This window comes from Actinophytocola glycyrrhizae, from assembly GCF_042653545.1.
Taxonomy (GTDB): Bacteria; Actinomycetota; Actinomycetes; order Mycobacteriales; family Pseudonocardiaceae; genus Actinophytocola; species Actinophytocola glycyrrhizae.
Window position 1 is genome coordinate 98,547 of the sequence record NZ_JBHSIS010000010.1, and the last position, 20,914, is coordinate 119,460.

The 20,914-nt window shown below is 70.8% G+C and carries 20 protein-coding genes; 8 read left to right on the forward strand and 12 right to left on the reverse strand.

Annotation, left to right across the window (positions count from 1 at the left end; all coding sequences use genetic code 11):
- Positions 1-22: 22 nt before the first annotated feature.
- From nadC to nadA, 3 genes are read right to left on the reverse strand one after another with little or no spacing between them, the layout of a single operon-like run.
- Entirely contained in the window at positions 23-865 is an 843-nt protein-coding gene (gene nadC, locus ACFPCV_RS22140) for a carboxylating nicotinate-nucleotide diphosphorylase (protein ID WP_378058195.1), read from the reverse strand.
- On the reverse strand, positions 862-2,478 hold the full coding sequence (locus ACFPCV_RS22145; protein WP_378058196.1) for an L-aspartate oxidase: 1,617 nt from the start codon (positions 2,476-2,478) through the stop codon (positions 862-864). Before ACFPCV_RS22145 ends, nadC begins: the two co-directional genes overlap by 4 nt.
- Positions 2,475-3,485: a quinolinate synthase NadA gene (gene nadA, locus ACFPCV_RS22150; protein WP_378058197.1), complete on the reverse strand. Its 1,011-nt coding sequence runs from the start codon at positions 3,483-3,485 to the stop codon at positions 2,475-2,477. The genes ACFPCV_RS22145 and nadA overlap by 4 nt, the downstream gene beginning before the upstream one ends.
- Before the next feature lie 70 nt (positions 3,486-3,555).
- Here nadA and ACFPCV_RS22155 point away from each other — a divergent pair, with 70 nt between their 5' ends.
- Complete coding sequence (locus ACFPCV_RS22155) at positions 3,556-4,272, forward strand: NUDIX hydrolase (RefSeq protein ID WP_378058198.1); 717 nt, start codon at positions 3,556-3,558, stop codon at positions 4,270-4,272.
- A gap of 9 nt (positions 4,273-4,281) precedes the next feature.
- On the forward strand, positions 4,282-4,998 hold the full coding sequence (locus tag ACFPCV_RS22160) for an LON peptidase substrate-binding domain-containing protein (protein WP_378058199.1): 717 nt from the start codon (positions 4,282-4,284) through the stop codon (positions 4,996-4,998).
- An 87-nt stretch (positions 4,999-5,085) separates the two neighbouring features.
- On the opposite strand, the gene ACFPCV_RS22165 is transcribed toward ACFPCV_RS22160, so the two are convergent.
- The 6 genes from ACFPCV_RS22165 to dnaE form a co-directional block, all read right to left on the reverse strand.
- Entirely contained in the window at positions 5,086-5,691 is a 606-nt protein-coding gene (locus ACFPCV_RS22165; protein ID WP_378058200.1) for a DUF2567 domain-containing protein, read from the reverse strand.
- Between the two features lie 565 nt (positions 5,692-6,256).
- A complete protein-coding gene (bsaP, locus tag ACFPCV_RS39025) occupies positions 6,257-6,451 on the reverse strand; it encodes a biotin synthase auxiliary protein BsaP (protein ID WP_465251570.1) in 195 nt (64 codons plus the stop codon).
- A 25-nt stretch (positions 6,452-6,476) separates the two neighbouring features.
- Positions 6,477-7,511 carry a biotin synthase BioB gene (gene bioB / locus ACFPCV_RS22170; protein WP_378058201.1) on the reverse strand — a complete coding sequence of 345 codons (1,035 nt, stop codon included), beginning with the start codon at positions 7,509-7,511 and terminating at the stop codon, positions 6,477-6,479.
- An 818-nt stretch (positions 7,512-8,329) separates the two neighbouring features.
- The gene (gene bioD, locus ACFPCV_RS22175; RefSeq protein WP_378058202.1) at positions 8,330-9,049 is read right to left on the reverse strand and encodes a dethiobiotin synthase; all 720 of its coding nucleotides are present in this window, start codon (positions 9,047-9,049) and stop codon (positions 8,330-8,332) included.
- A gap of 88 nt (positions 9,050-9,137) precedes the next feature.
- A complete protein-coding gene (locus ACFPCV_RS22180) occupies positions 9,138-10,403 on the reverse strand; it encodes an adenosylmethionine--8-amino-7-oxononanoate transaminase (RefSeq protein ID WP_378058203.1) in 1,266 nt (421 codons plus the stop codon).
- 274 nt (positions 10,404-10,677) lie between these two features.
- Positions 10,678-14,268: a DNA polymerase III subunit alpha gene (gene dnaE / locus ACFPCV_RS22185; protein WP_378058204.1), complete on the reverse strand. Its 3,591-nt coding sequence runs from the start codon at positions 14,266-14,268 to the stop codon at positions 10,678-10,680.
- Between the two features lie 130 nt (positions 14,269-14,398).
- Here dnaE and ACFPCV_RS22190 point away from each other — a divergent pair, with 130 nt between their 5' ends.
- The 6 genes from ACFPCV_RS22190 to ACFPCV_RS22215 all read left to right on the forward strand — a co-directional run bounded on the left by ACFPCV_RS22190 (position 14,399) and on the right by ACFPCV_RS22215 (position 18,257).
- Positions 14,399-15,025, forward strand: coding sequence for a nucleoside/nucleotide kinase family protein (locus ACFPCV_RS22190; RefSeq protein ID WP_378058205.1), 627 nt, complete (start codon positions 14,399-14,401; stop codon positions 15,023-15,025).
- A gap of 130 nt (positions 15,026-15,155) precedes the next feature.
- A complete protein-coding gene (locus ACFPCV_RS22195) occupies positions 15,156-15,581 on the forward strand; it encodes an OsmC family protein (RefSeq protein WP_378058206.1) in 426 nt (141 codons plus the stop codon).
- Between the two features lie 36 nt (positions 15,582-15,617).
- Positions 15,618-16,136 carry a GNAT family N-acetyltransferase gene (locus ACFPCV_RS22200; RefSeq protein ID WP_378058207.1) on the forward strand — a complete coding sequence of 173 codons (519 nt, stop codon included), beginning with the start codon at positions 15,618-15,620 and terminating at the stop codon, positions 16,134-16,136.
- A gap of 199 nt (positions 16,137-16,335) precedes the next feature.
- Positions 16,336-16,836 (forward strand): VanZ family protein, encoded by a 501-nt coding sequence (locus ACFPCV_RS22205; RefSeq protein ID WP_378058726.1) that lies wholly within the window; start codon positions 16,336-16,338, stop codon positions 16,834-16,836.
- Positions 16,837-16,861: 25 nt separating this feature from the next.
- Positions 16,862-17,053 carry a hypothetical protein gene (locus tag ACFPCV_RS22210; RefSeq protein WP_378058208.1) on the forward strand — a complete coding sequence of 64 codons (192 nt, stop codon included), beginning with the start codon at positions 16,862-16,864 and terminating at the stop codon, positions 17,051-17,053.
- Between the two features lie 22 nt (positions 17,054-17,075).
- Positions 17,076-18,257, forward strand: coding sequence for a glycosyltransferase 87 family protein (locus tag ACFPCV_RS22215; protein WP_378058209.1), 1,182 nt, complete (start codon positions 17,076-17,078; stop codon positions 18,255-18,257).
- On the opposite strand, the gene ACFPCV_RS22220 is transcribed toward ACFPCV_RS22215, so the two are convergent.
- Genes ACFPCV_RS22220 through ACFPCV_RS22230 form a run of 3 tightly spaced genes read right to left on the reverse strand, consistent with a single transcriptional unit; the run spans position 18,184 to position 20,908 of the window.
- Positions 18,184-19,245 (reverse strand): ABC transporter ATP-binding protein, encoded by a 1,062-nt coding sequence (locus ACFPCV_RS22220; protein WP_378058210.1) that lies wholly within the window; start codon positions 19,243-19,245, stop codon positions 18,184-18,186. The genes ACFPCV_RS22215 and ACFPCV_RS22220 overlap by 74 nt on opposite strands.
- Positions 19,245-20,066, reverse strand: coding sequence for an ABC transporter permease subunit (locus tag ACFPCV_RS22225; RefSeq protein WP_378058211.1), 822 nt, complete (start codon positions 20,064-20,066; stop codon positions 19,245-19,247). The genes ACFPCV_RS22220 and ACFPCV_RS22225 overlap by 1 nt, the downstream gene beginning before the upstream one ends.
- The gene (locus tag ACFPCV_RS22230; protein WP_378058212.1) at positions 20,063-20,908 is read right to left on the reverse strand and encodes a carbohydrate ABC transporter permease; all 846 of its coding nucleotides are present in this window, start codon (positions 20,906-20,908) and stop codon (positions 20,063-20,065) included. The genes ACFPCV_RS22225 and ACFPCV_RS22230 overlap by 4 nt, the downstream gene beginning before the upstream one ends.
- Between the last annotated feature and the right edge of the window lie 6 nt (positions 20,909-20,914).

Consider the following 20,914-nt stretch of genomic DNA (forward strand, 5'->3'; position numbering starts at 1 on the left):
CCCGAGCACGGGCCCGCCGGCTTCAGCGCAGGTCCAGGCCCAGGTCCAGCGCCTTTGCCGAGTGCGTCAGCGCGCCGACCGACAGGTAGTCGACACCGGTCTCCGCGTAGACGCGGGCGTCGGCGATCTTCAGGCCGCCCGACACCTCCAGTTTCGTCCCCGCGCCGAGGTCGGCCACCCGCCGGACCGCGGTCACGCAGTGCTCAGGCGTGAAGTTGTCCAGCAGCACCAGTTCCGCCTTCTCCGCGAGGGCCTCGTCGAGCTGGTCGAGGCTGTCCACCTCCACCTCGCACGGCAGGTCCGGGGCCCGGTCCCGCGCGGCACGCAGCGCCGCGGCCACCGAGCCCGCCGCGGCCACGTGGTTGTCCTTGATGAGGACCGCGTCGCCGAGGCCGAGGCGGTGGTTGACGCCGCCGCCGCAGCGGACCGCGTACTTCTCCAGCAGCCGCAGGCCGGGCAGTGTCTTGCGGGAGTCGCGGATGGCGACGCCGGTGCCCGCGACCGCGTCGACCCACTCGGCCGTCGCGGTCGCCACGCCGGACAGGTGGCACAACAGGTTCAGTGCGGTGCGCTCGGCGGTGAGCAGCCTGCGGACCGGGGCGCGCACCACGAGCACGTCGTCGCCGGGCCGGACCTGCGCGCCGTCCTCCATCGTGGACAGCACGTCGTAGTCGCCGATGACCTCGTCGAAGACCGCCAGCACGGCAGGCAGCCCCGCGACGGTGCCGAACGCGCGCGGGGCGATCGCCGCCGTGGCGACCGCGTCCGCGGGCACCGTCGCCTCGGTGGTCGCGTCCGGGCCGTACCGCAGGTCCTCCTCCAGCGCGGTCCGCACCACGCGGTGGAGGTCGTCCATGTCGATCATGCCGCTCCTCTCGCCATCGCCGGTGCCGCGATCATCGGCTGACCCGACGGGGTCAGGCGCACCGAAAGGCTGCGCGCCCATTCCGTTGCGGTGCCGGGGAAGTCGTCCCGCACGTGACAGCCGCGGGACTCCTCGCGGGCGGCGGCCGCGGCGATCAGCGCCCGCGCCGTGAGCGTCAGCGCCGCGTCCTCGACACGTTCCCGGGTCGTCAGTGGACGGTCCACAGCGGACACGTCGAGCACCGAGCCGACGACCGCGAGCCCTTCGGAGTCCCGGCCGATCGCGGCGTAGCGGCTCATGACGCGCTGCAGCGTGTCCCGGTCGGCGACGGGCGCGGTCGGCACCGGCTGGCACACCGCGAGGCGCCGCTCCTGCGGCACCCCGAGCGCGAGGTCGGCCGCGACGGACTCCGCGGCACGGGTGCCGACGACCAGTCCCTCCAGCAAGCTGTTGGACGCCAGCCGGTTCGCGCCGTGCAGACCGGTCCGCGCCACCTCGCCCGCCGCGTACAGGCCGGGCACCGGGGTCCGTCCGTCCACAGTGGCCACCACGCCACCGCACGAGAAGTGCGCGGCAGGGGCCACCGGGATCGGTGCGGTGGCCGGGTCGACGCCGACGGTGAGGCACGCGGCCAGCACGGTCGGGAACCGGCGCCGGAACTCCGCGGCGGACAGGTGCGTCGCGTCCAGGTACACGTGGTCGTCGCCGAGCGTGGCCGCGCGGCGGGTGATCGCCGCGGACACCACGTCCCTGGGCGCCAGGTCCTCCTGCGGGTGCACCCCGACCATCACGCGGTCCCCGCGCGCGTCGACCAGCACGGCACCCTCGCCGCGCACGGCCTCGGTCACGAGCGGGCACCGCCCCCGCGCACCGGAACCGGTGTACAGCACGGTCGGGTGGAACTGCACGAACTCCAGGTCCGCGACCGGCGCGCCGGAGCGCAGCGCGATCGCGAACCCGTCCGCGGTCGCCACGGACGGGTTGGACGTGGCCTGGTACAGCTGCCCGAGCCCGCCGGTGGCGAGCAGGACCGCGGGTGCCACCAGGATGCCCGGCACGCCCTCGGCGTCGAGCACCAGCAGCCCGTTGACCTCACCTGCCGGGGTGCGCAGCGTGTCGACCGCCGTGTGGTGCTCCAGCATCGGCACGCGCCCGTCCCCGGAGGCGGCGAGCAGTGCCCGCTCGACCTCGGCGCCGGTCGCGTCGCCGCCCGCGTGCACCACGCGGAACGCGGTGTGCCCGCCCTCGCGGGTCCGCGCGAGCCGGTCACCGTCCCCGACGGCCCGGTCGAACTCCGCGCCGAACGCCCGCAGCCGGGCGACCGCGGCGGGGCCCGCGCCGATGATCCGTGACGTGGCGGCGGCGTCACACAGCCCGACGCCCGCGACGAGCGTGTCGTCGACGTGCCGCGCGACCGAGTCGGCCTCGATGTCGCCGAGCACGACCGCGACCCCGCCCTGCGCCCAGCGGGTGTTGCCGCCCTCCGCGGTGTCCTTCGTGACGACCAGGACGTTCAGGCCCAGCTCACGGGCGCGCAGCGCGGCGGTGAGCCCGGCGACCCCGGTGCCGACGACCACGAGGTCCGCGCGTGCCTCCCAGCACGGCGAGGTCACTCGCCACCACCGGGCTTGCCGATCTCGATCATCCGCTGCACGGCGCCCCGCGCCCTGGCCGCGGTCTCGGCGGCCACGTGCACCTCGTCCTTGTTCTCCCGCAGCGAGCGGAGCAGGGCGGCGGGGGTGATCATCTTCATGTACCGGCAGGACGCGCGGTCGTTCACGGCGTTGAACTCGATCTCCGGGGCGGCGCGGCGCAGCTGGTGCAGCATGCCGATCTCGGTCGCCACCAGCACCGACTTCGCCTTGGTGGCGCGGGCCTGCGTCACCATGTCGCCGGTGGAGAGGATCTTGACCTGCTCACTGGGCACGATGCCCTCGCCCGCGAGGTAGAGCGCCGAGGTGGCGCAGCCGCACTCGGGGTGGATGAACAGGTCGGCGTCGGGGTTCGCGGCGGCCCGCTCGGCCAGCTGCGGGCCGTTGATGCCCGCGTGGACGTGGCACTCCCCCGCCCAGATGTGCAGGTTGTCGCGGCCGGTCTCCCGCTTGACGTGCGCGCCGAGGAACTGGTCCGGCAGGAACAGGACCTCCCGGTCGGCGGGGATCGAGCGGACCACGTCGACGGCGTTGGACGACGTGCAGCAGATGTCGGTCTCGGCCTTCACCTCGGCGGTCGTGTTCACGTACGACACCACGACGGCACCGGGGTGCTCGGCCTTCCACGCGCGCAGCTGGGCGGCGTCGATGGAGTCGGCGAGCGAGCAGCCCGCCCGTTCGTCCGGGATGAGAACGGTCTTCTCCGGCGCGAGGATCTTCGCGGTCTCGGCCATGAAGTGGACACCGCAGAAGACGATCGTGGCCGCGTCACTGGCCGCCGCGATGCGGCTCAGCGCGAGCGAGTCGCCGGTGTGGTCGGCGATGTCCTGGATCTCCGGCAGCTGGTAGTTGTGCGCGAGCAGCACGGCGTCGCGTTCCTTCGCGAGCCCGCGCACCTCGTCGCGCCACGCCGCGTCGGGGGCCACCCCGGAGTACGGCGTCAGGTCTTCGGTGATTGGTGCGGCCACTGGTCCCTCCCTGGGCTACGGTCCGCCTGTCCGTTTCCTCTCCCGAGGTTTTCGCCTTAGGATCGAAAACATGCGCAATGTTACCACCGCGTCAACAGTGGCCGACCACGAAGTACTGGCCGCGGTGCTCCAGGTGCGAGCGGGATCACTCCAAGTCCTGCTCTGGGAACGCGCTCGGGAACCACACGCGCACCGTTGGTCACTACCGGGCGGGCGGCTCGGCGCTACCGAGGACGTGGAGACCTCGATCCGCCGCCAGCTGGAGGAGAAGGTCGACGTCCGGCAGTTGTCGCACGTCGAGCAGCTCGCGGTGTTCAGCGCGCCGGACCGGGTGCCTGGCGAGCGGGTGATCGCGTCGGCGTTCCTCGGGCTGGTGCCATCCGACGTCGACCCGGTGCTGCCCTCGGACACGGCCTGGCACCCCGTCGCCGCGCTCCCCCGCACCGCGTTCGACCACGAGTCGATCGTGCGTCGAGCACGGGACCGGCTGCGGGCGAAGCTGTCGTACACGAACCTGGGTTTCGCACTGGCCCCGCCGACGTTCACGATCTCCGCGCTGCGAGCGCTGTACTCGGCGGCGCTCGGGTACCGCGTCTCGGCGACGAACCTGCAGCGGGTGCTGTCGCGCCGCGGTCTGCTCGAACCCACCGGGGACACCGCACCCCCCGGCAGGGCAGGCGGCCGCCCGGCCGCGCTGTTCCGCTTCACCGAACGGGGCATCGAGGTCACGGACCCGTTCGCGGTGCTCCGTCCACCGAACCAAGCGCGCGGCGGCGCGGCGACCTAACCTTGGTCCGTGCCCACGGGTCCGAAACCAACGTCGCCGACGCCGCTGCCGCTGTTCCCGCTGCAGACGGTGTTGCTGCCGGGGTCGACGTTGCCGTTGCACATCTTCGAACCCCGGTACCGGCAGCTGACCGTCGACCTGATGACCGGCACGCTGCCGGAGAAGCGGTTCGGCGTGATCGCGCTCGCGCCGTCGGCAGACGTCGAGGTCACGTGCCTCGAACAGCTGAAGACGATCGGGTGCGCGGCGATCCTGCGGCAGGCGTCACGGCTGCCGGACGGCCGCTTCGACATCGTGACGCTCGGCGAGCGCCGGTTCCGGCTGTTGTCGGTGGACAGCGAAGCCGCGCCGTACCTGATGGGCACGGTGGAGTGGCTGCCGGACGCGCCGACCACGATCCCAGGACAGCGGAGGGTCGACGACGCGGTCGGTGCGCTGGTCGGCTCGGCACGAGAGGCGTACCGGCGCTACTGCCGGGCGGCGTGGCAACAGGATGACTGGACCGAGCCCGACGAGGACGTCGACGTCGCGACGCTCACGCACCTGCTCGCCACGGACTGCCTGCTGCCACTGGAGGACCGGCAGCACATCCTCGAGGAAACCCGGCCACTGCACCGGCTGCGCCTGGTGACCCAGCTGCTGAGCCGGGAGGCAGGCATCCTCGCGACACTGCACGCGATCCCCGCTCCCCCCGCGGACCTGCGCCGCCAGGCGATCGAGAACTGACGCTTCCGGCGTCCGCCCCACAGAGCCCGGGCACGGACCGCTGAGCGTCGGTCCGGTGTAGAGCTGCCGCGTTTCCGGCGCGGGACCCTAGCCCAGGCGGCGGCCCAGGTCGTCCATGCCGCTCATCGCGGCCAGCACGCCGTAGACCAGCGCGGTCCCCAGCGGCCACAGCAGGATGGCCCACGCCGACTCGATCGGGGGCGGCACCGACACGATGTCCAGCGGCTGCACCGTCGCGGGCGCGGGCCAGCGGCCATCCGCCCACGCCTTGCCGACCGACATCGCGAGCCAGCCGCCGAGCGCGCCACCCGCGGTGGCCGCCACCATGACCACCGGACCCCGCCGTTCCCGCAGGTACCAGACGGCGACCGCCGCCACGACACCGGCCGCGAAGCACAGCAGCATGAAGATCACGAGCGCGTCGAAGCGGTGATAGCTCTCGTCGGTGAGGTTCGCGGCCTGGCCGTCCTGCGTGATGACCTTGCGCTGCGGCGGCGCCAGCCGCGACCACAGCCAGCCCACGGCGAGACCGAGCAGCGCGACCGTGGACAGCACGCTCACCGCGGGCAGCAGGTCACGCTTGACCACGACCCTCGGCACCGGCCTGCGCCAGGCGTACTCGGGCGGCGGGTAGATCGGGTACTCGGGCCCCCGGTGCGGCGCTGCCTGCTCCCCGACCGGTTGTTCCGACACGCCGAACCTCCCACTAGTCCCTCGCGGACCGGTACGGCCCCGCAGCAAAGACTAGTCCGCCTCCCCGGATTTTCATGTTTGGGTTGCGGTCCCGGCGCAGGTGCGGACACCGAGGTGGATCGTGGCTGAGTGCCGTCACGTTCCCCTGAGGTAACCGCTGGTCAGGTGCAGACCTTCGCACAGAAGTGAAGCTCAAGTGAAGTGGCTTCGCCGCGCCAAGGGGGGCCGATTCCGCGTGTTGTGATTCGGGTGTTTGGCCCCCTTGACGCGGTGTGATCGGGCTTCGCCAGGTCGACGGGATGGCAGGGAGCCCCTTTTGGGGTGGGCTTGCGCCACCGTCGGGGTTGCGCAGGCAGGCGCCCGCTTCGCGGGCCCAGGGCGCGTGGCGCCCGGGCTTTGGCGCCAAGGCGCGTTGACGGCGTGGCAGTGCCCTGAAAGGCGCGTTCAGGGCGCTGGGCGCCCTGAACGGCCCATTCACGGCACTCGTTGTGCCGTCAACGCGCCTTCACACCACGGCCCACCCCTGCGGGACGACACTTCACATGATCTTCACGGAATCGATCGTCTAGTGCCCAGCGTCCGCCGACAGACGCTCACCGTGGCGGCTGCAGCGCGCGGACCACCCCGACGGCGTCACCTGCACGATCATGCGCCGCGCGCAGTCCGGGCAGAAACGCGGCGGGTCGAGGGCCGCCTGGGCCCCCGAACACCGCGGATGTTCTCCCTCGGCAGAGGGTCTTCCACAATGCACGCAGAACATCAGTGGTTCGCTCCGCAAGCTCCGCTCACAAGTGCTCGCTCAGTGCCTTCACCGGCATCTTCAGGTCCGCCAGCATGTCCAGGTCCTGCTGTGCCGGCCTGCCGAGGTTGGTGAGGTAGTTGCCGACGATGATCGCGTTGATGCCGCCCAGCATGCCCTGCTCGGCACCGAGGTCACCGAGCGTGAGCTCGCGGCCGCCCGCGAACCGCAGGATCGTGCGCGGCAGCGCGAGGCGGAACGCGGCGATGGTGCGCAGCGCGTCCTTGCCCTCGACGATCTCGTAGTTCTCGTACGGCGTGCCGGGCTGCGGGATCAGGAAGTTCATCGGGACCTCGTGCGGGTCCAGCTCACCGAGCTGCGCGGCGAACTCCGCGCGCTGCTCGACGGTCTCCCCCATGCCGATGATGCCGCCGCAGCACACCTCCATGCCCGCCGCGTGGACCATCTTCAGCGTCTCCCAGCGTTCCTCCCACGAGTGCGTGGTGACCACGCTCGGGAAGTGCGAACGGGCGGTCTCGAGGTTGTGGTTGTAGCGGTGCACACCCATCTCGACCAGCTCGTCGACCTGGGCCTGCGTGAGCATGCCGAGCGAGCAGGCGATCTGGATGTCGTTGCCGTCCTCGCGGATGGCCTTGATGCCGTCCCGCACCTGCGACAGCAGCCGCTTGTCCGGCCCACGCACCGCGGCGACGATGCAGAACTCGGTGGCGCCGGTCGCCGCGGTCTCCCGTGCCGCCTTCACCAGACCGGGGATGTCCAGCCACGCCGAACGCACCGGGGACGGGAACTGGCCGGACTGCGAGCAGAAGTGACAGTCCTCCGGGCAGCCGCCGGTCTTGAGGCTCACGATGCCCTCGACCTCGACCTCGGGCCCGCACCAGCGCATCCGCACCTCGTGGGCGAGGGCGAGCAACTCGGGGATGCGGTCGTCGTCGAGCCGGAGGATCTCCAGGAGCTGCTCCTCGCCGAGACCGACGCCGCGTTCGAGGACCTGCTCCCTTGCCGTGGCCAGCGGGTCGGAAACCGACTCTGTCCCGGTCCGTTCGGCAGCTGCGGTCACGGTGCCTCCATGTTCGTCGTCGGACGCGTTTTGGTCCGCCCCAGTCTGCCTGACGCCCCGGACACTCCAACGCGATGTATCTCACGCGTACGAGCGTGCCCTTGGCCCCACGGCGCGGCGGTCACCTCCGACGTGCCTCGGTCGGTGGACCGACCAGCGTCTGGATGATCGATTCCGTGCGGTTGGTGGGCGGGCGGTGGTCGGACTGGCCCGGTTTGGGCCGGGTGGGTTGGCTGCGGTTCGCGTGGTGGGTTTGTCCTCGCCGGACGGGCAGGTCTCCGGGGTGGCATGGGGCATGTCGGCTGCGGTTGGGTTCGGGTCTGCCTGCCATCCCGTCGACCTCCCTGCGGGCTATCACACCGCGCCAAGGGGGGCCAGCTTTGGCATGTTGTGCTTCGGCCGTTTTGGCCCCCTTGACACGGTGTGATCGGGCTACGCCAGGTCGACGGGATGGCAGGGAGCCCCTTTGGGGTGGGCTTACGCCACCGTCGGGGTGTGTAGAGGGCCGCTTCGCGGGGCTTGGCGGGCTTGCTTGTGCCGGGCTTGCTGTGCGGGGCCGCTTCGCGGGCCCGGGGCGCGTAGCGCCCGGGGGTTTGGTGCTGTGAAAGGCGCGTTCACGGCATCCGGGATGCCGTCAATGGGCCGTTCACGGCGCTCAACGCCGTGAATGTGCCATTGACGGCACCTGTTGTGCCGTCAACGCGCCTTTCACGGCATCGGCCCAGCCCCCGTCGGGCGACCGCGTGGGTGTGGGAGACGTGCTGATGACGGGGCCGTACGCCAAAGCCACTTCACATGAGCTTCACGGAATCGATCGTCTAGGCGGCGTACTCGGCCGCGAAACCGTTCGCGTCGAACTCGCCGCCCAGCGACGGGCCGAGCGACCTGGTCGCCATGTCGAGGAACCTCGGCCTGGTCAGCGTGCTCGCACCCGCCGGGATGGCGCCGACGAGCGGCGCGTCGGCGACCACCGGAAGGTCGTCGAGGTTGCAGCGGGCGGCGAGGTCGGGGGCGGCGGGCCACGAGCCGACGACGACGCCGGCGCACTCGATGCCGCGGCGGCGCAACGCCTCGGCGGTCATGGCCGTCTCGTTGAGGGTGCCGAGTCCGGCGTTCGCGACGATCAGCACCGGCGCGGCGGCGGACCACGCGACGTCGGCGAGGGTGCCGCCCTGGTCGTCCATGCGGACCAGCAGCCCACCGGCACCCTCGACCAGCACCAGGTCGTGGCCGCGGGACAGCTCGACGGCGGCCGCGGCGGCCTGCTTGGGGGTGACCGGCATGATCCCGGCGCGGCGCGCGGCCGTCGCGGGGGCGAGCGGGTCGGGGAAGCGGGCCAGCTCCCACGTCGTGACTTCGGGGCCGACGAGGCGCGTGACCTCGTCGACGTCTCCCGGCTCCCCGGGTTCGAGACCGGTCTGCGCCGGTTTCAGCACCGCGACACTGCGTCGCCGCGACAGCGCGAGCGCGGCGACGGCCGCCGTCACGACCGTCTTCCCGACTCCCGTACCGGTTCCCGTGAGCACCATGAAACCCACGAGGCGTCAGGCTAGACCCACCCGCTCACGGCGACCTCAACCGCCCCTGGGGTCTTCCCCCGCGGCCACCCGCGCGCCACCCCGCCGGTCACGCGGCCCTGGCGGCCGCCAGCACACCGGCGGTGATCCGTGCCAGGTCCTCGGGTTCGGTGACGTACGGCGGCATCGTGTAGATCAGGTCCCGGAACGGGCGCAGCCACACACCCTCCGCGACGACGGCGGCGGTCGCCGCTGCCATGTCGACCTCGTGGTCGAGCTGCACGACGCCGATCGCGCCCAGCACCCGCACGTCCCGCACCCCCGGCAGGGTCCGCGCCGGTGCGAGCCCCTCCACCAGACCGGCCTCGATGTTCTTGACCCGCCTCTGCCAGTCCTGCGACAGCAGCAGGTCGACCGACGCGTTCGCCACCGCCGACGAGAGCGGGTTGCCCATGAACGTCGGGCCGTGCGCCAGGACCGGGACGTCGCCCCGCGAGATGCCCTCCGCCACCGCGGGGGTGCACAGCGTCGCGCCCATCGAGAGGTAACCGCCGGTCAGCGCCTTGCCGACGCACATGATGTCCGGCGCAACCGCCGCGTGGTCGGCCGCGAACAGCGTGCCGGTGCGCCCGAAGCCGGTCGCGATCTCGTCGAAGACCAGCAGCACGTCGTGTGCCAGCGTCAGCTCGCGCAGCACGTGCAGGTAGCGCGGGTCGTGGAAGCGCATGCCGCCCGCACCCTGCACCACCGGCTCCACGATCACCGCGGCCAACTCGTCCGCGTTGGCCTCGATCAGCTCCGCGAGGTGCGCGACGTAGTCGTGCTCGAACGTGGGCGGCGGCGCGTCCGCGAACACCTGCGCGGGCAGCACACCCCGCCACAGGCTGTGCATCCCGCCGTCCGGGTCGCACACGCTCATCGGGTGGAACGTGTCGCCGTGGTAGCCCCCGCGCCACGTCAGCAGCCGCCGCTTCTCCGGCCTGCGCAGCGACCGCCAGTGCTGCAGCGCCATCTTCACCGCGACCTCGACCGACACCGAGCCCGAGTCGCACAGGAACACGTGCCGCAGCTCACCGGGGGTGATCTCCGCCAGCGTGGTCGCGAGCCGCACCGCGGGCTCGTGGGTGAGACCGCCGAACATGACGTGGCTCATCCGGCCGGCCTGGTCGGCCAGTGCCCTGTCCAGCACGGGATTGCGGTACCCGTGGATCGCGGCCCACCACGACGACATGCCGTCGACCAGCTCCCGCCCGTCGGCGAGCCGCAGCCGCACCCCCGACGCCGACTCGACCACCAGCGGGTCGACGAGCCCTGGCATCGGGCCGTACGGGTGCCAGACGTGCGCGCGGTCGAGGGCGAGGAGATCTTCGGTCACGTCAGGCAGGCTAACCCGTCCCGGGCCACCCGCAGGACGATCTTGCCCTTCCGACCACAGTGGTCAGGTCACCACCCGCGACGCGGTGGCCTCGTCGGCCCGCGGTCCACAGTGGCCACGTCGGCCTCCGGCCCCCGAATCCAGCCTACGGCCGGGGACCGACAGTGCCGGGCCGCCGCGGGTCGGTTGTCCACAGGGGGCGACGGTCCGCTGGATCGCAGGCGCCGGCGGGCTGAACAGTCCGTCCGGGTCCCGGACGGAAGCGGTCGACCGGTCAGGCGTCGACGGCGACCCCGGGGATCGCCTTGATCTCACCGAGGAACGCCGGGGAGACCTTGATCGGGTAGTCGTCCAGCGCCAAGGTGATGCCGTTCTCCTTGTGCGCGAACTTCAGGTGCACCGGGGTGTCACCGCGGTGCGCGGACAAGGTGTTCTTCAGTTCGCCGACGACCTCGTCGTTCAGCTTGCCCGGGTTGCACAGCAGGATGAACGGGGCCTCCTCGCCGGGGGCGGCCAGGTCGGCGTCGGTGATGTCCAGCGGCACGAGGCCGGAGCCGAACACCGACATCTTGTCCTCGCGCCAGTTCACGCGGCCCTTGACCGCGACCGCCGCGTCCTCGACCAGGTCCTGGGACAGCACCGAGTAGCTCTTCGCGAAGAACAGGACCTCGATCGAGGCGTCCAGGTCCTCGATCGTGCAGATGCACCACGGTTCGCCCTGCTTGTTCACCCGGCGTTCCATCGCCGAGATCATTCCCGACAGGACGATCTCGCCTTCCTTGGGCGGGTTGTCCAGGATGTCGGCGATCGCCTTCGGGGCGTGCTTGCGCAGCAGGCGTTCCGCGCCGTCCAGTGGGTGGGCCGACACGTACAGGCCCAGCATCTCCCGTTCGTAGGCCAGCAGTTGCTTGCGTGGCCACTCGTCCGGCGTGAACTTGAGGTGTGCCAGCGGACTCGAGTCACTCGACGGGGTGGACGACTCGTCGTCGCCGAAGCCGAACAGGTCGAACTGGCCCATCGCCTCCTGGCGTTTCAGGCCGACGACCGCCTCCACCGCCTCCTCGTGCGCCTGCACCAGCGACAGACGGGTGTGGCCGAGCGAGTCGAACGCGCCCGCCTTGACCAGCGACTCGACGACCCGCTTGTTGCAGACCACCAGCTCCGACTTGTCGAGGAAGTCGGTGAAGCTCGTGTAGTTGCCCTTCGCCTCGCGGGTCTTGATGATCGACTCGACCACGTTGGCACCCACGTTGCGGACCGCGCCCATGCCGAAGCGGATGTCGGTGCCGACCGCGGCGAAGCGCAGGCCCGACTCGTTGACATCCGGCGGCAGCACCTTGATGCCGGAGCGGCGGCACTCGGACAGGTACACCGCGGACTTGTCCTTGTTGTCCGCCACCGAGGTGAGCAGCGCCGCCATGTACTCGGCCGGGTAGTTCGCCTTCAGGTACGCCGTCCAGTACGACACCAGGCCGTACGCGGCCGCGTGCGACTTGTTGAACGCGTAGCCGGCGAACGGGAGGATCGTGTCCCACAGCGCCTTGATCGCGGCGGACGAGAAGCCGCCCGGCCGCAGGTCGCTGGCCTTCATACCGGCCTCGAAGCGCTCGAACTCGGCGTCCAGCACCTCCTGCTTCTTCTTGCCCATCGCCTTGCGGAGCACGTCCGCCTGCCCCATGGAGTAGCCCGCGACCTTCTGGGCGATGAACATGATCTGCTCTTGGTAGACGATCAGGCCGTAGGTCTCGGACAGGATGTCCTTGAGCGGTTCTTCCAGCTCCGGGTGGATCGGCTTGATCTGCTGCCGCTTGTTCTTGCGGTCGGCGTAGTCGTTGTGGGCGTTCATGCCCATCGGGCCGGGGCGGTACAGCGCGCCGACCGCGACGATGTCCTCGAACCCGGTCGGCTGCATGCGCCGCAGCAGGTCCCGCATGGGGCCACCGTCCAGCTGGAACACGCCGAGCGTGTCACCACGGGACAGCAGTTTGTAGGTGCTCTCGTCCTCCAGGCCCAGCGTGTCGAGGTCGATGTCCTCGCCGCGGTTGGACTTGATGTTGTCGATCGCGTCGCCGATGACCGTGAGGTTGCGCAGGCCGAGGAAGTCCATCTTCAGCAGGCCGATGGCCTCGCAGGACGGGTAGTCCCAGCCGGTGATGATCGAGCCGTCGTCGCGCTGCCACAGCGGGATGGACTCCATCAGCGGGGTCTTCGAGAGGATGACCGCACAGGCGTGCACACCCGCGTTGCGGATCAGGCCCTCGAGGCCGCGGGCCGTCTCGAAGATCTTGCCGACCTCGGTGTCGGTCTCGATCAGCGTGCGGACCTCGGTGGCCTCGGCGTAGCGCTCGTGCTTCGGGTCGACGATGCCGGCCAGCGGGATGTCCTTCGCCATGATCGGCGGCGGCAGCGCCTTGGAGATCCGGTCGGCGATCGAGAAGCCGGGCTGGCCGTGGATGACGCGGGCCGAGTCCTTGAGCGCGGCCTTCGTCTTGATGGTGCCGAACGTGATGACCTGGGCGACCTTGTCCGAGCCGTACTTGTCGGTGGCGTAGGTGATCATCTCACCGCGCCTGCGGTCGTCGAAGTCGATGTCGATGTCGGGCATGGCGGTGCGCTCGGGGTTGAGGAACCGCTCGAACAGCAGGCCGTGCGGGATCGGGTCCAGGTTCGTGATGCCCAGGGCGTACGCCACGAGCGAGCCAGCGGCCGAACCACGGCCGGGGCCGACCCGGATGCCGACCCTGCGCGCGTAGCTGACCAGGTCGGCGACGACGAGGAAATACGCCGGGAAGCCCTTCTGCGTGATCACGCCCAGCTCGAACTCGGCCCGCTCGACGTACCCGTCGGGGATGCCGCCGGGGAACCGCCAGTTCAGGCCGCGCATGACCTCTTTCTGGAGCCAGCTGGCCTGGGTCTCCCCCTCCGGGACGTCGAACACCGGCATCCGGTCGACGTGTGCCCAGATCTCGTCGTAGGACTCGACGCGCTCGGCGATCAGCAGCGTCGAGTCGGCCGCGCCGGGGACCTCGGAGTCCCAGTACTCGCGCATGTCCTCGGCCGACTTGAGGTAGTAGCCGTCGCCGTCGAACTTGAAGCGGTTCGGGTCCGACAGCGTCTTGCCCGACTGCACGCACAGCAGCGCGGCGTGCGCCTCGGCCTGGTCCTTGGTGACGTAGTGCGAGTCGTTGGTGGCCATCGGTGGCAGGTCGAGCTTGCGGGCGATGTCGAGGAGGCCCTCGCGCACCGAGCGCTCGATCGGCAGCCCGTGGTCCATCAGCTCGAGGAAGAAGTTCTCCTTGCCGAAGATGTCCCGGTAGTCGGACGCGGCCTGGATCGCCTCCGCGGTCTGACCGAGCCGCAGCCTGGTCTGCACCTCGCCGGAGGGGCAGCCGGTGGTGGCGATGATGCCCTCGGCGTACTCGGCGATCAGCTCGCGGTCCATGCGCGGCTTGCGGTAGTAGCCCTCGATGCTCGCGCGGGACGACAGCGTGAACAGGTTGCGCAGGCCGGTGGCGTTGCCCGCGAGCATCGTCATGTGCGTGTACGCGCCGCCACCCGACACGTCGCCGCCCTCGCCGAGCTCGTCGCTGCTGCGCTGCCGCGCCTCACCCCAGAAGATCGGCTTCTTGTGGTAGCGGCTGGCCGGTGCGATGTAGGCCTCGATGCCGATGATCGGCTTGATCCCGGCCTTGCGCGACTCCTGGTAGAACTGGTCGGCGCCGTACATGTTGCCGTGGTCGGTCATCCCCACGGCGGGCATGCCGAGGCGCTTGGCCTCGGCGAACAGCGGCGCGACCTTGGCGGCGCCGTCGAGCATCGAGTACTCGGTGTGCACATGGAGATGAACGAACGAATCAGCCGCCACGAGGCACCACCCTACGACGAGATCTCGGCGGTCCGGCAGAGCCCTCGGCGGCGTGTCTCGTGCTGTGTGTGCATGCGATCGTTCTACCGCGGGCCACCGACAGTTCTCGCGGCGTTGGCATGATCGAGGCATGCGTTTCCGCCCCGTCTCGCCCGACCTGCTGATCACCGAGGTGACCGAGACGATCATCACGCGCGCGGGCGGCGAGTGGACCAGGGTGGGGGTGGACGGCGCGCCACCGGCCGAGCCCGGCGCGTTCGCCGACCGGCTCGCCGACGAGCTGCGGCTGCGCGGACGGCCGGTGCGGCGGGTGTCCACCTCGGACTTCCTGCGGCCGGCGTCGCTGCGGTTCGAACGCGGCAGGACCGACCCCGACGCCCGCCACGACGACTGGCTCGACCTGGGCGGGCTCGTGCGCGAGGTGTTCGACCCGCTCGGCCCCGGCGGCTCCGGGCGGGTCCTGCCCGCCCTGTGGAACACCGGGACCGACCGTGCCACCCGCGCGGAGTACGTGGACCTGCCGCGCGGCGGCGTGCTCGTGCTCGACGGCGAACTGCTGCTCGGCCGCGGCCTTCCGTTCGACTGTTCCGTTCACCTCTGGCTCTCCCCAGCCGCGCTGCGCAGGCGCACCCCGGAGGCAGACGCGTGGTCGCTGCCTGCCTTCGAGCGGTACCACTCGGGCGCGCGCCCCCTGTACGCGGCCGACTTCGCGGTACGGGTGGACGATCCGGCCCACCCCGCCGTGCTCGACGAGTGACAGCCTATCGAACACCTGAGCGAGAATCGAGAGTGGACTGACGGCAGGGTCACACGCCCGCGCGGGCGCCGGTGCCGTGGGGCAGACTCGGCACCGGCACTCAGCAGTCCTGCTCCGAGGAGGAGTTTTCATGGCAACAACCCGCACCGCGAACGCCCACTGGGAGGGCGCGTTGCTCGACGGGTCCGGCACCGTGTCGCTGGACTCGTCCGGCATCGGCACCTACGAGGTGTCGTGGCCGTCCAGGGCGAACGAGGCGAACGGCAAGACCAGCCCGGAGGAGCTCATCGCGGCGGCGCACTCGACGTGCTACTCGATGGCTCTTTCGCACGGGCTGGCCGGCGCGGGCACCCCGCCGCAGTCCGTCGACACCAAGGCGGAGGTGACGTTCCAGCCGGGTGAGGGCATCACGGGCATCCACCTGACCGTCCGGGCCAGCATCCCCGGCCTCTCGGCGGAGGACTTCGCCAAGGCCGCGGAGGACGCCAAGAAGAACTGCCCCGTGTCCGCGGCGCTGACCGGCACGACGATCACACTCGACGCCGAGCTGGTGTGACCGCTCCCCTCGGTCATGCCCGCGTACCGTTCGGGCATGACCGAGGGGACGCGCCTGCGTCCGGTGACCGAACCGGACCTCGACAGGCTCGACGAGATGTTCGCCGACCCGGCCCTGATCGGGGAGTTCAACTGGGGTGGCTTCTCCGACCCCGGCCTGTGGCGGCGCCGGTTCGCGGAGAACGGCCTGCTCACCGACGACAAGAGCGTGCTCATGGTCGAGGCCGAAGGGGCCACGGCCGGGTTCGTGTCGTGGGAGCGGGTGCGGACCGGGCACACCGCGTACGTGCACCAGATCGGGATCAGCCTCCTGCCCGCCGCGCGGGGGCGTGGGCTCGGGGCGGCCGCGCAACTTCTCCTCGCCCGCTACCTGTTCGCGCACTCGCCGGGCAACCGGATCCAGGCGGCCACCGAGGCGGGGAACATCGCCGAGCAGCGGTCCCTGGAGAAGGCCGGGTTCGTGCGGGAGGCGGTGCTGAAGGAGCACACGTTCCGGGACGGCGCATGGCGGGACGAGGTGCTCTACCGGATGCTGCGCAGCGAACTGCCCGCCTGATCACGCAAGGCGGCGCCGCCAGTTCAACGGGGTGATGACTCCTCCGCTCGGTCACGGTCTCCTCGAACACGAGCGGGAACATCCTGGGCGACTACGTCGCGTCGAAACCGAACATCCGAGTCGCCGGGGGATATCGTTGACTCAACTAACGCGCGCTTTCGGGAACCCGATCAGCTTCACCATCGCCCTCTTGCTCGCAGTGGCATTGCTCGGGGCCTGGGTGATCACATCGAGAACCGAACACAACAGGCTGACTCGAACACTGCAAGCCTGCGCGCTGAGCTTGTCCATCATCGCGATCATTTACATCACGCTGGGCACCCGGCTCGGATACAGTTCACGGGAGGCGAAGGTCTCCCTCGTTCCAGCGATCGACACTTTCCATGCGCTTACAGGTCAGACGACTGCGACCGTGACCATAGCCGGCATCATCGGCAACATCGTACTGTTTATCCCCCTTGGTTTCAGCCTATCGCTGATCGCAGCGCGAAAGAATCGAAAAACGACTACGAATCTCATCGGCGCCACCATGTTGTCGATCAGCGTGGAATTCGCCCAGTTCGTACTGGACCAGGGTGTCATGGCCGTCGATGACGTACTACTGAACGTCGCCGGTGCCGCCATGGGCTGGGTTGCCCATGGTTGGGCCGATCGTCTCCGGAACACCGGCCCAACCGTGCCGAAGCGCAACTACGGGTAGTCCCGCGACCGAGGACGGCTGGGCGATGCCGGTCCAGTTCCTGGTCATGGGCGGGATCCTCGTCGTGGTCGGGTTCTGTGTCGACGCGACCGTCGGGATCGCGTCGGGCACCCTGTCGGCGTTGCTGGTACGCGGGCCCGCCGCGCAGCGCTGGCTGAACCGGGTGTCCGCGGCCATCTTCGGTGCGCTGGCGGTGCGGCTGGTCGCCGACCGATAGGCTGCCCGGCCGGGGGTGAGCCGTGGCGCGTCGATCCGGAGTTCTGGCGGTCGCCGGTGCCTGCCTGGTCACGGCGGCCGTGCTGGCCCTGCTCGTCGACTTCCAGAACTTCATGGACCTGCGGGTCTACCGCGCCGGCGGGCAGGCGTGGCTGGACGGGTTCGGCCTGTACACCGACGAGTTCGGCAGCCGGTACGGCACCGGCCTGCCGTTCACCTACCCGCCGGTCGCGGCGATGCTGTTCACCACGCTCGCGGTGGTGCCGGTCGCGGTGGCGGTCGCGGCGCTCACCGCGGTGTCGCTGGCCGCGCTCGCCGCGGTGGCGGTCGTCGTGGTGCGGCGGCCGGTCACGCTCGTGGCCGCCGCGTTCGCGTTCGGGGTCGCGCTCGAACCGGTGCGGCTCACGCTCAGCTTCGGGCAGGTCAACCTGGTGCTGATGGTGCTCGTGGTCGCCGACTGCCTGCTGCCCCGCACCTGGTGGCCGCGCGGCACGCTGATCGGGCTCGCGGCCGCGGTGAAGCTGACCCCGTTCGCGTTCCTGCTGTTCTTCGCCGCGCACCGCCAGTGGCGGCCGGTGTTCACCTCGGTCGCCGCGTTCGCCGCCGTGTCGCTGCTGGTGTGGGCGCTGGCCCCCGCCGACACCGTGGCCTACCTGGGCACCGTGCTCGGCGACCCGACGCGGATCGGCGGGCTGACCTACACCGGCAACCAGTCCCTCAACGGGTTCTGGCACCGTCTCGGGCTCGGCGGCCCGCTCACCACCGCCCTGTGGTTGACCTCCGCGCTGGTGGTGGCCGCGCTGGGCTGGGTCGCCGTGCGCCGCGCCCGGGTGGCCGGGGACGACCTGGCCGCACTGCTCGCCGCCGCCACCGCCGGGCTGCTGGCCTCGCCGGTGTCCTGGTCGCACCACTGGGTGTGGGCGATGCTCGCCGGTGTCTGGCTCGTGCCCCGGCTGCGGGAGTGGCGCTGGCCTGCGCGGGTCGCGGCGGTGGCGGGACTGCTGGTGTTCGTCGCGCCGCCGCACTGGGTGCTGCCCAACCGGTACGACCGCGAGCTGGACTGGTCGTGGTGGCAGCACGTGATCGGCAACGAGTTCACCTGGTGCGGCCTCGCGTTGCTGGTCGTGCTCGCTACGCTGCCAGCAGCCCGGTGGTCTCCGCGTCGTACACCAGCAGCCGGCCCGGCGCCGGAGCCACGGTCATAGCCGTGCCCACCGCCGGCTCCTCGTGTTCGGGCACCGTCAGGCCGACGAGGACCTCGCCAGGGCACTCCAGTGTCACCAGCGAGGTCACGCCCAGGGTCTCGACGATCGACACCGTGCCGGTGATGCCCTCGGCCGCCGGCTGGAGGTACTCGGGCCGGATGCCGACCACCACCTTCGCACCGTCCGCCAGTGCCGGGCCAGGCGGCGGGGGGAGCCGGGCGCCCGCGACCTCCAGGAAGCCGTCGTGCACGGCACCGGTCAGCAGGTTCATCGGCGTGGACCCGATGAAGTTCGCGACGAAGGTGTCCGCGGGCCGCCCGAACACGTCCTTCGGCGTGCCGAGCTGACGGATGCGGCCCTCGGCCATGACCGCGATCCGGTCCGCGAGCGCCAGGGCCTCCGCCTGGTCGTGCGTCACGAACACCGTGGTCAGCCCCAGATCGCGTTGCAGCCGCTTGAGGAAGGTGCGTGCCTCCAGCCGCAGCCGCGCGTCCAGGTTCGACAGCGGTTCGTCCAGCAGCAGCACCTCGGCCGACATGGCCATGGCCCGCGCCAGCGCCACCCGCTGCTGCTGCCCACCGGACAGCTGCCCCGGCCGCCGCTCCAGCAGCCCGGCGAGCCCGAGGCCCGCCGACGTGGACTCCGCCGCGTCCCGCTGTGCCTGCTTGGACGCCCTGCGCACCCGCAGCGGGTACGCGATGTTCTGCGCCACCGTCATGTGCGGGAACAACGCGTAGTCCTGGAACACCATCGCGACGCCGCGCTTGCCGGCCTCGGTGCGGGTCACGTCCCGCTCGCCGAGCGCGACCGTGCCCGACGCCGCCTGCTCCAGCCCGGCGACGGTCCGCAGCAGCGTGGTCTTGCCGCACCCGGACGGGCCGAGCAGCGCGAAGAACTCGCCGTCGTGGATCGACAGGTCCAGCTCGTCCACCGCGCGCACCCCGTTCGGGTACACGGTGGACAGACCGGTCAGCTCGATTGCCGCCATCAGGCCTTGATCCCTCCGTGGAAGCGGAACCCGTACCGCTTGTTGACGAACAAGTACAGCGCCACCACCGGGACGGCGTAGAGCAGCGAGAACACCGGGATGACCGTCAGGTTCGCGCTGCCGCCCTCGTCCTTGAGCGTGCGCAGCAGCACGGCCGCCGGCTGCCCGGAGACGTCGCGCAGCAGCAGGAACGGCAGGAGGAAGTTGCCCCACGCCTGCACGAACGCCCACACCATGATCGTCGCGATGCCCGGCCGCGCCACCGGAAGCACGATGTGGCGCAGCACCTGCCACGGCGACGCGCCGAAGACCCGCGCGGACTCCTCGTAGCTGCGGGGCACCGAGTCGACGAAGTCCTTGAGGATGAAGATCGCCGCGGGCAGCATGCCGCCCGCGAGCACCAGGCCCGTCGCGTACTGCGAGTTGATCAGGCCCAGCTGGAACATCATCACGAAGATCGGCACCATCGCCGCGGTGCCGGTGACCACGCTGGACAGCAGCAACAGCAGGTACAGCAGCGCGTCGCGGCCCGGGATGCGCACCCGCGACAGCGCGTAGGCCGCGAGCGTGCCGAGCGCCGTGGTCACGACCGTCGCCACCGCGCACAGCACGATCGAGTTCAGCAGCGACCCCAGGGCGTAGGGGTGGTCGAAGGTGATGCGCCAGTTGTCGAGCGTCCAGTCCGGCCAGCGCAGGCCGACGCCGGGGTCGCTGTCGAACGGCGCGGACGCCAGCCACAGCATGGGGACCGCGAAGAACGCCAGTAGCGCCGCGATCAGCATCGTGTACAGCGAGCGGCGCAGGATCTGACGGAAGGTCACGCGCGCCTCCTGAGCAGGAGCAGGTACAGCAGCGCCACCACCAGGTTCACGATCAGCAGCAGGAACGAGATCGCCGCCGAGTAGCCGAGTTCGCCGTTCGCGATGGCCTGCTGGTAGATGAACACCGGCAGCGTCTCCGACTCGTGGTTCGGTCCGCCCGCGGTGAGCAGGAACGGTGTGAAGTCGTTGGCCGTCCACAGGGAGATCAGAAGCGTGTTGGTGAGCACGTGGCCGCGGATGTGCGGGAACACGACGTCCCGCACGGTCTGCCAGCCGCTCGCGCCGACCGTCTTCGCGGTCTCCAGCTGCGACGGCGGCACCGCGGCCAGCGCCGAGCTGTACAGCATCATCGAGAACGCGGTGCCGCGCCACGTGTTGAACACGATCAGCGACGCCATCGGGTACTCGACGAGCCACGCCGTCGACTCGTTGCCGAGCAGGGTGTTCAGCGTGCCGCCGTCCCGGTCGAGCACGGCCGTCCACAGATAGGCGACGACCACGCTCGGCAGGATCCACGCGAGCAGCACGCACGCCTCGACCACCCGCCGGACCACGGGTTTCGCCGACCGCAGTACCCACGCGAGCCCGAACCCGAGCAGGTTCTGGCCGAGCACCGCCGACCCGAGGACGAACACCAGCGTCAGCCACAGCGCGTTGCCGAACAGGGCGTCGTCGAGCGCGGCCGTGAAGTTCGACAGCCCCACGAACGACGGCGCGACCGACGCGGGCCCGGTCAGCGTGTAGTTCGTCAGTCCGATGTAGATGGTCCACAGCGCGGGGAAGACGAGGAACAGCCCGATGAGCAGCAGCGCGGGCGACACGAAGCCGATCGCCCGCGCCACGCCCAG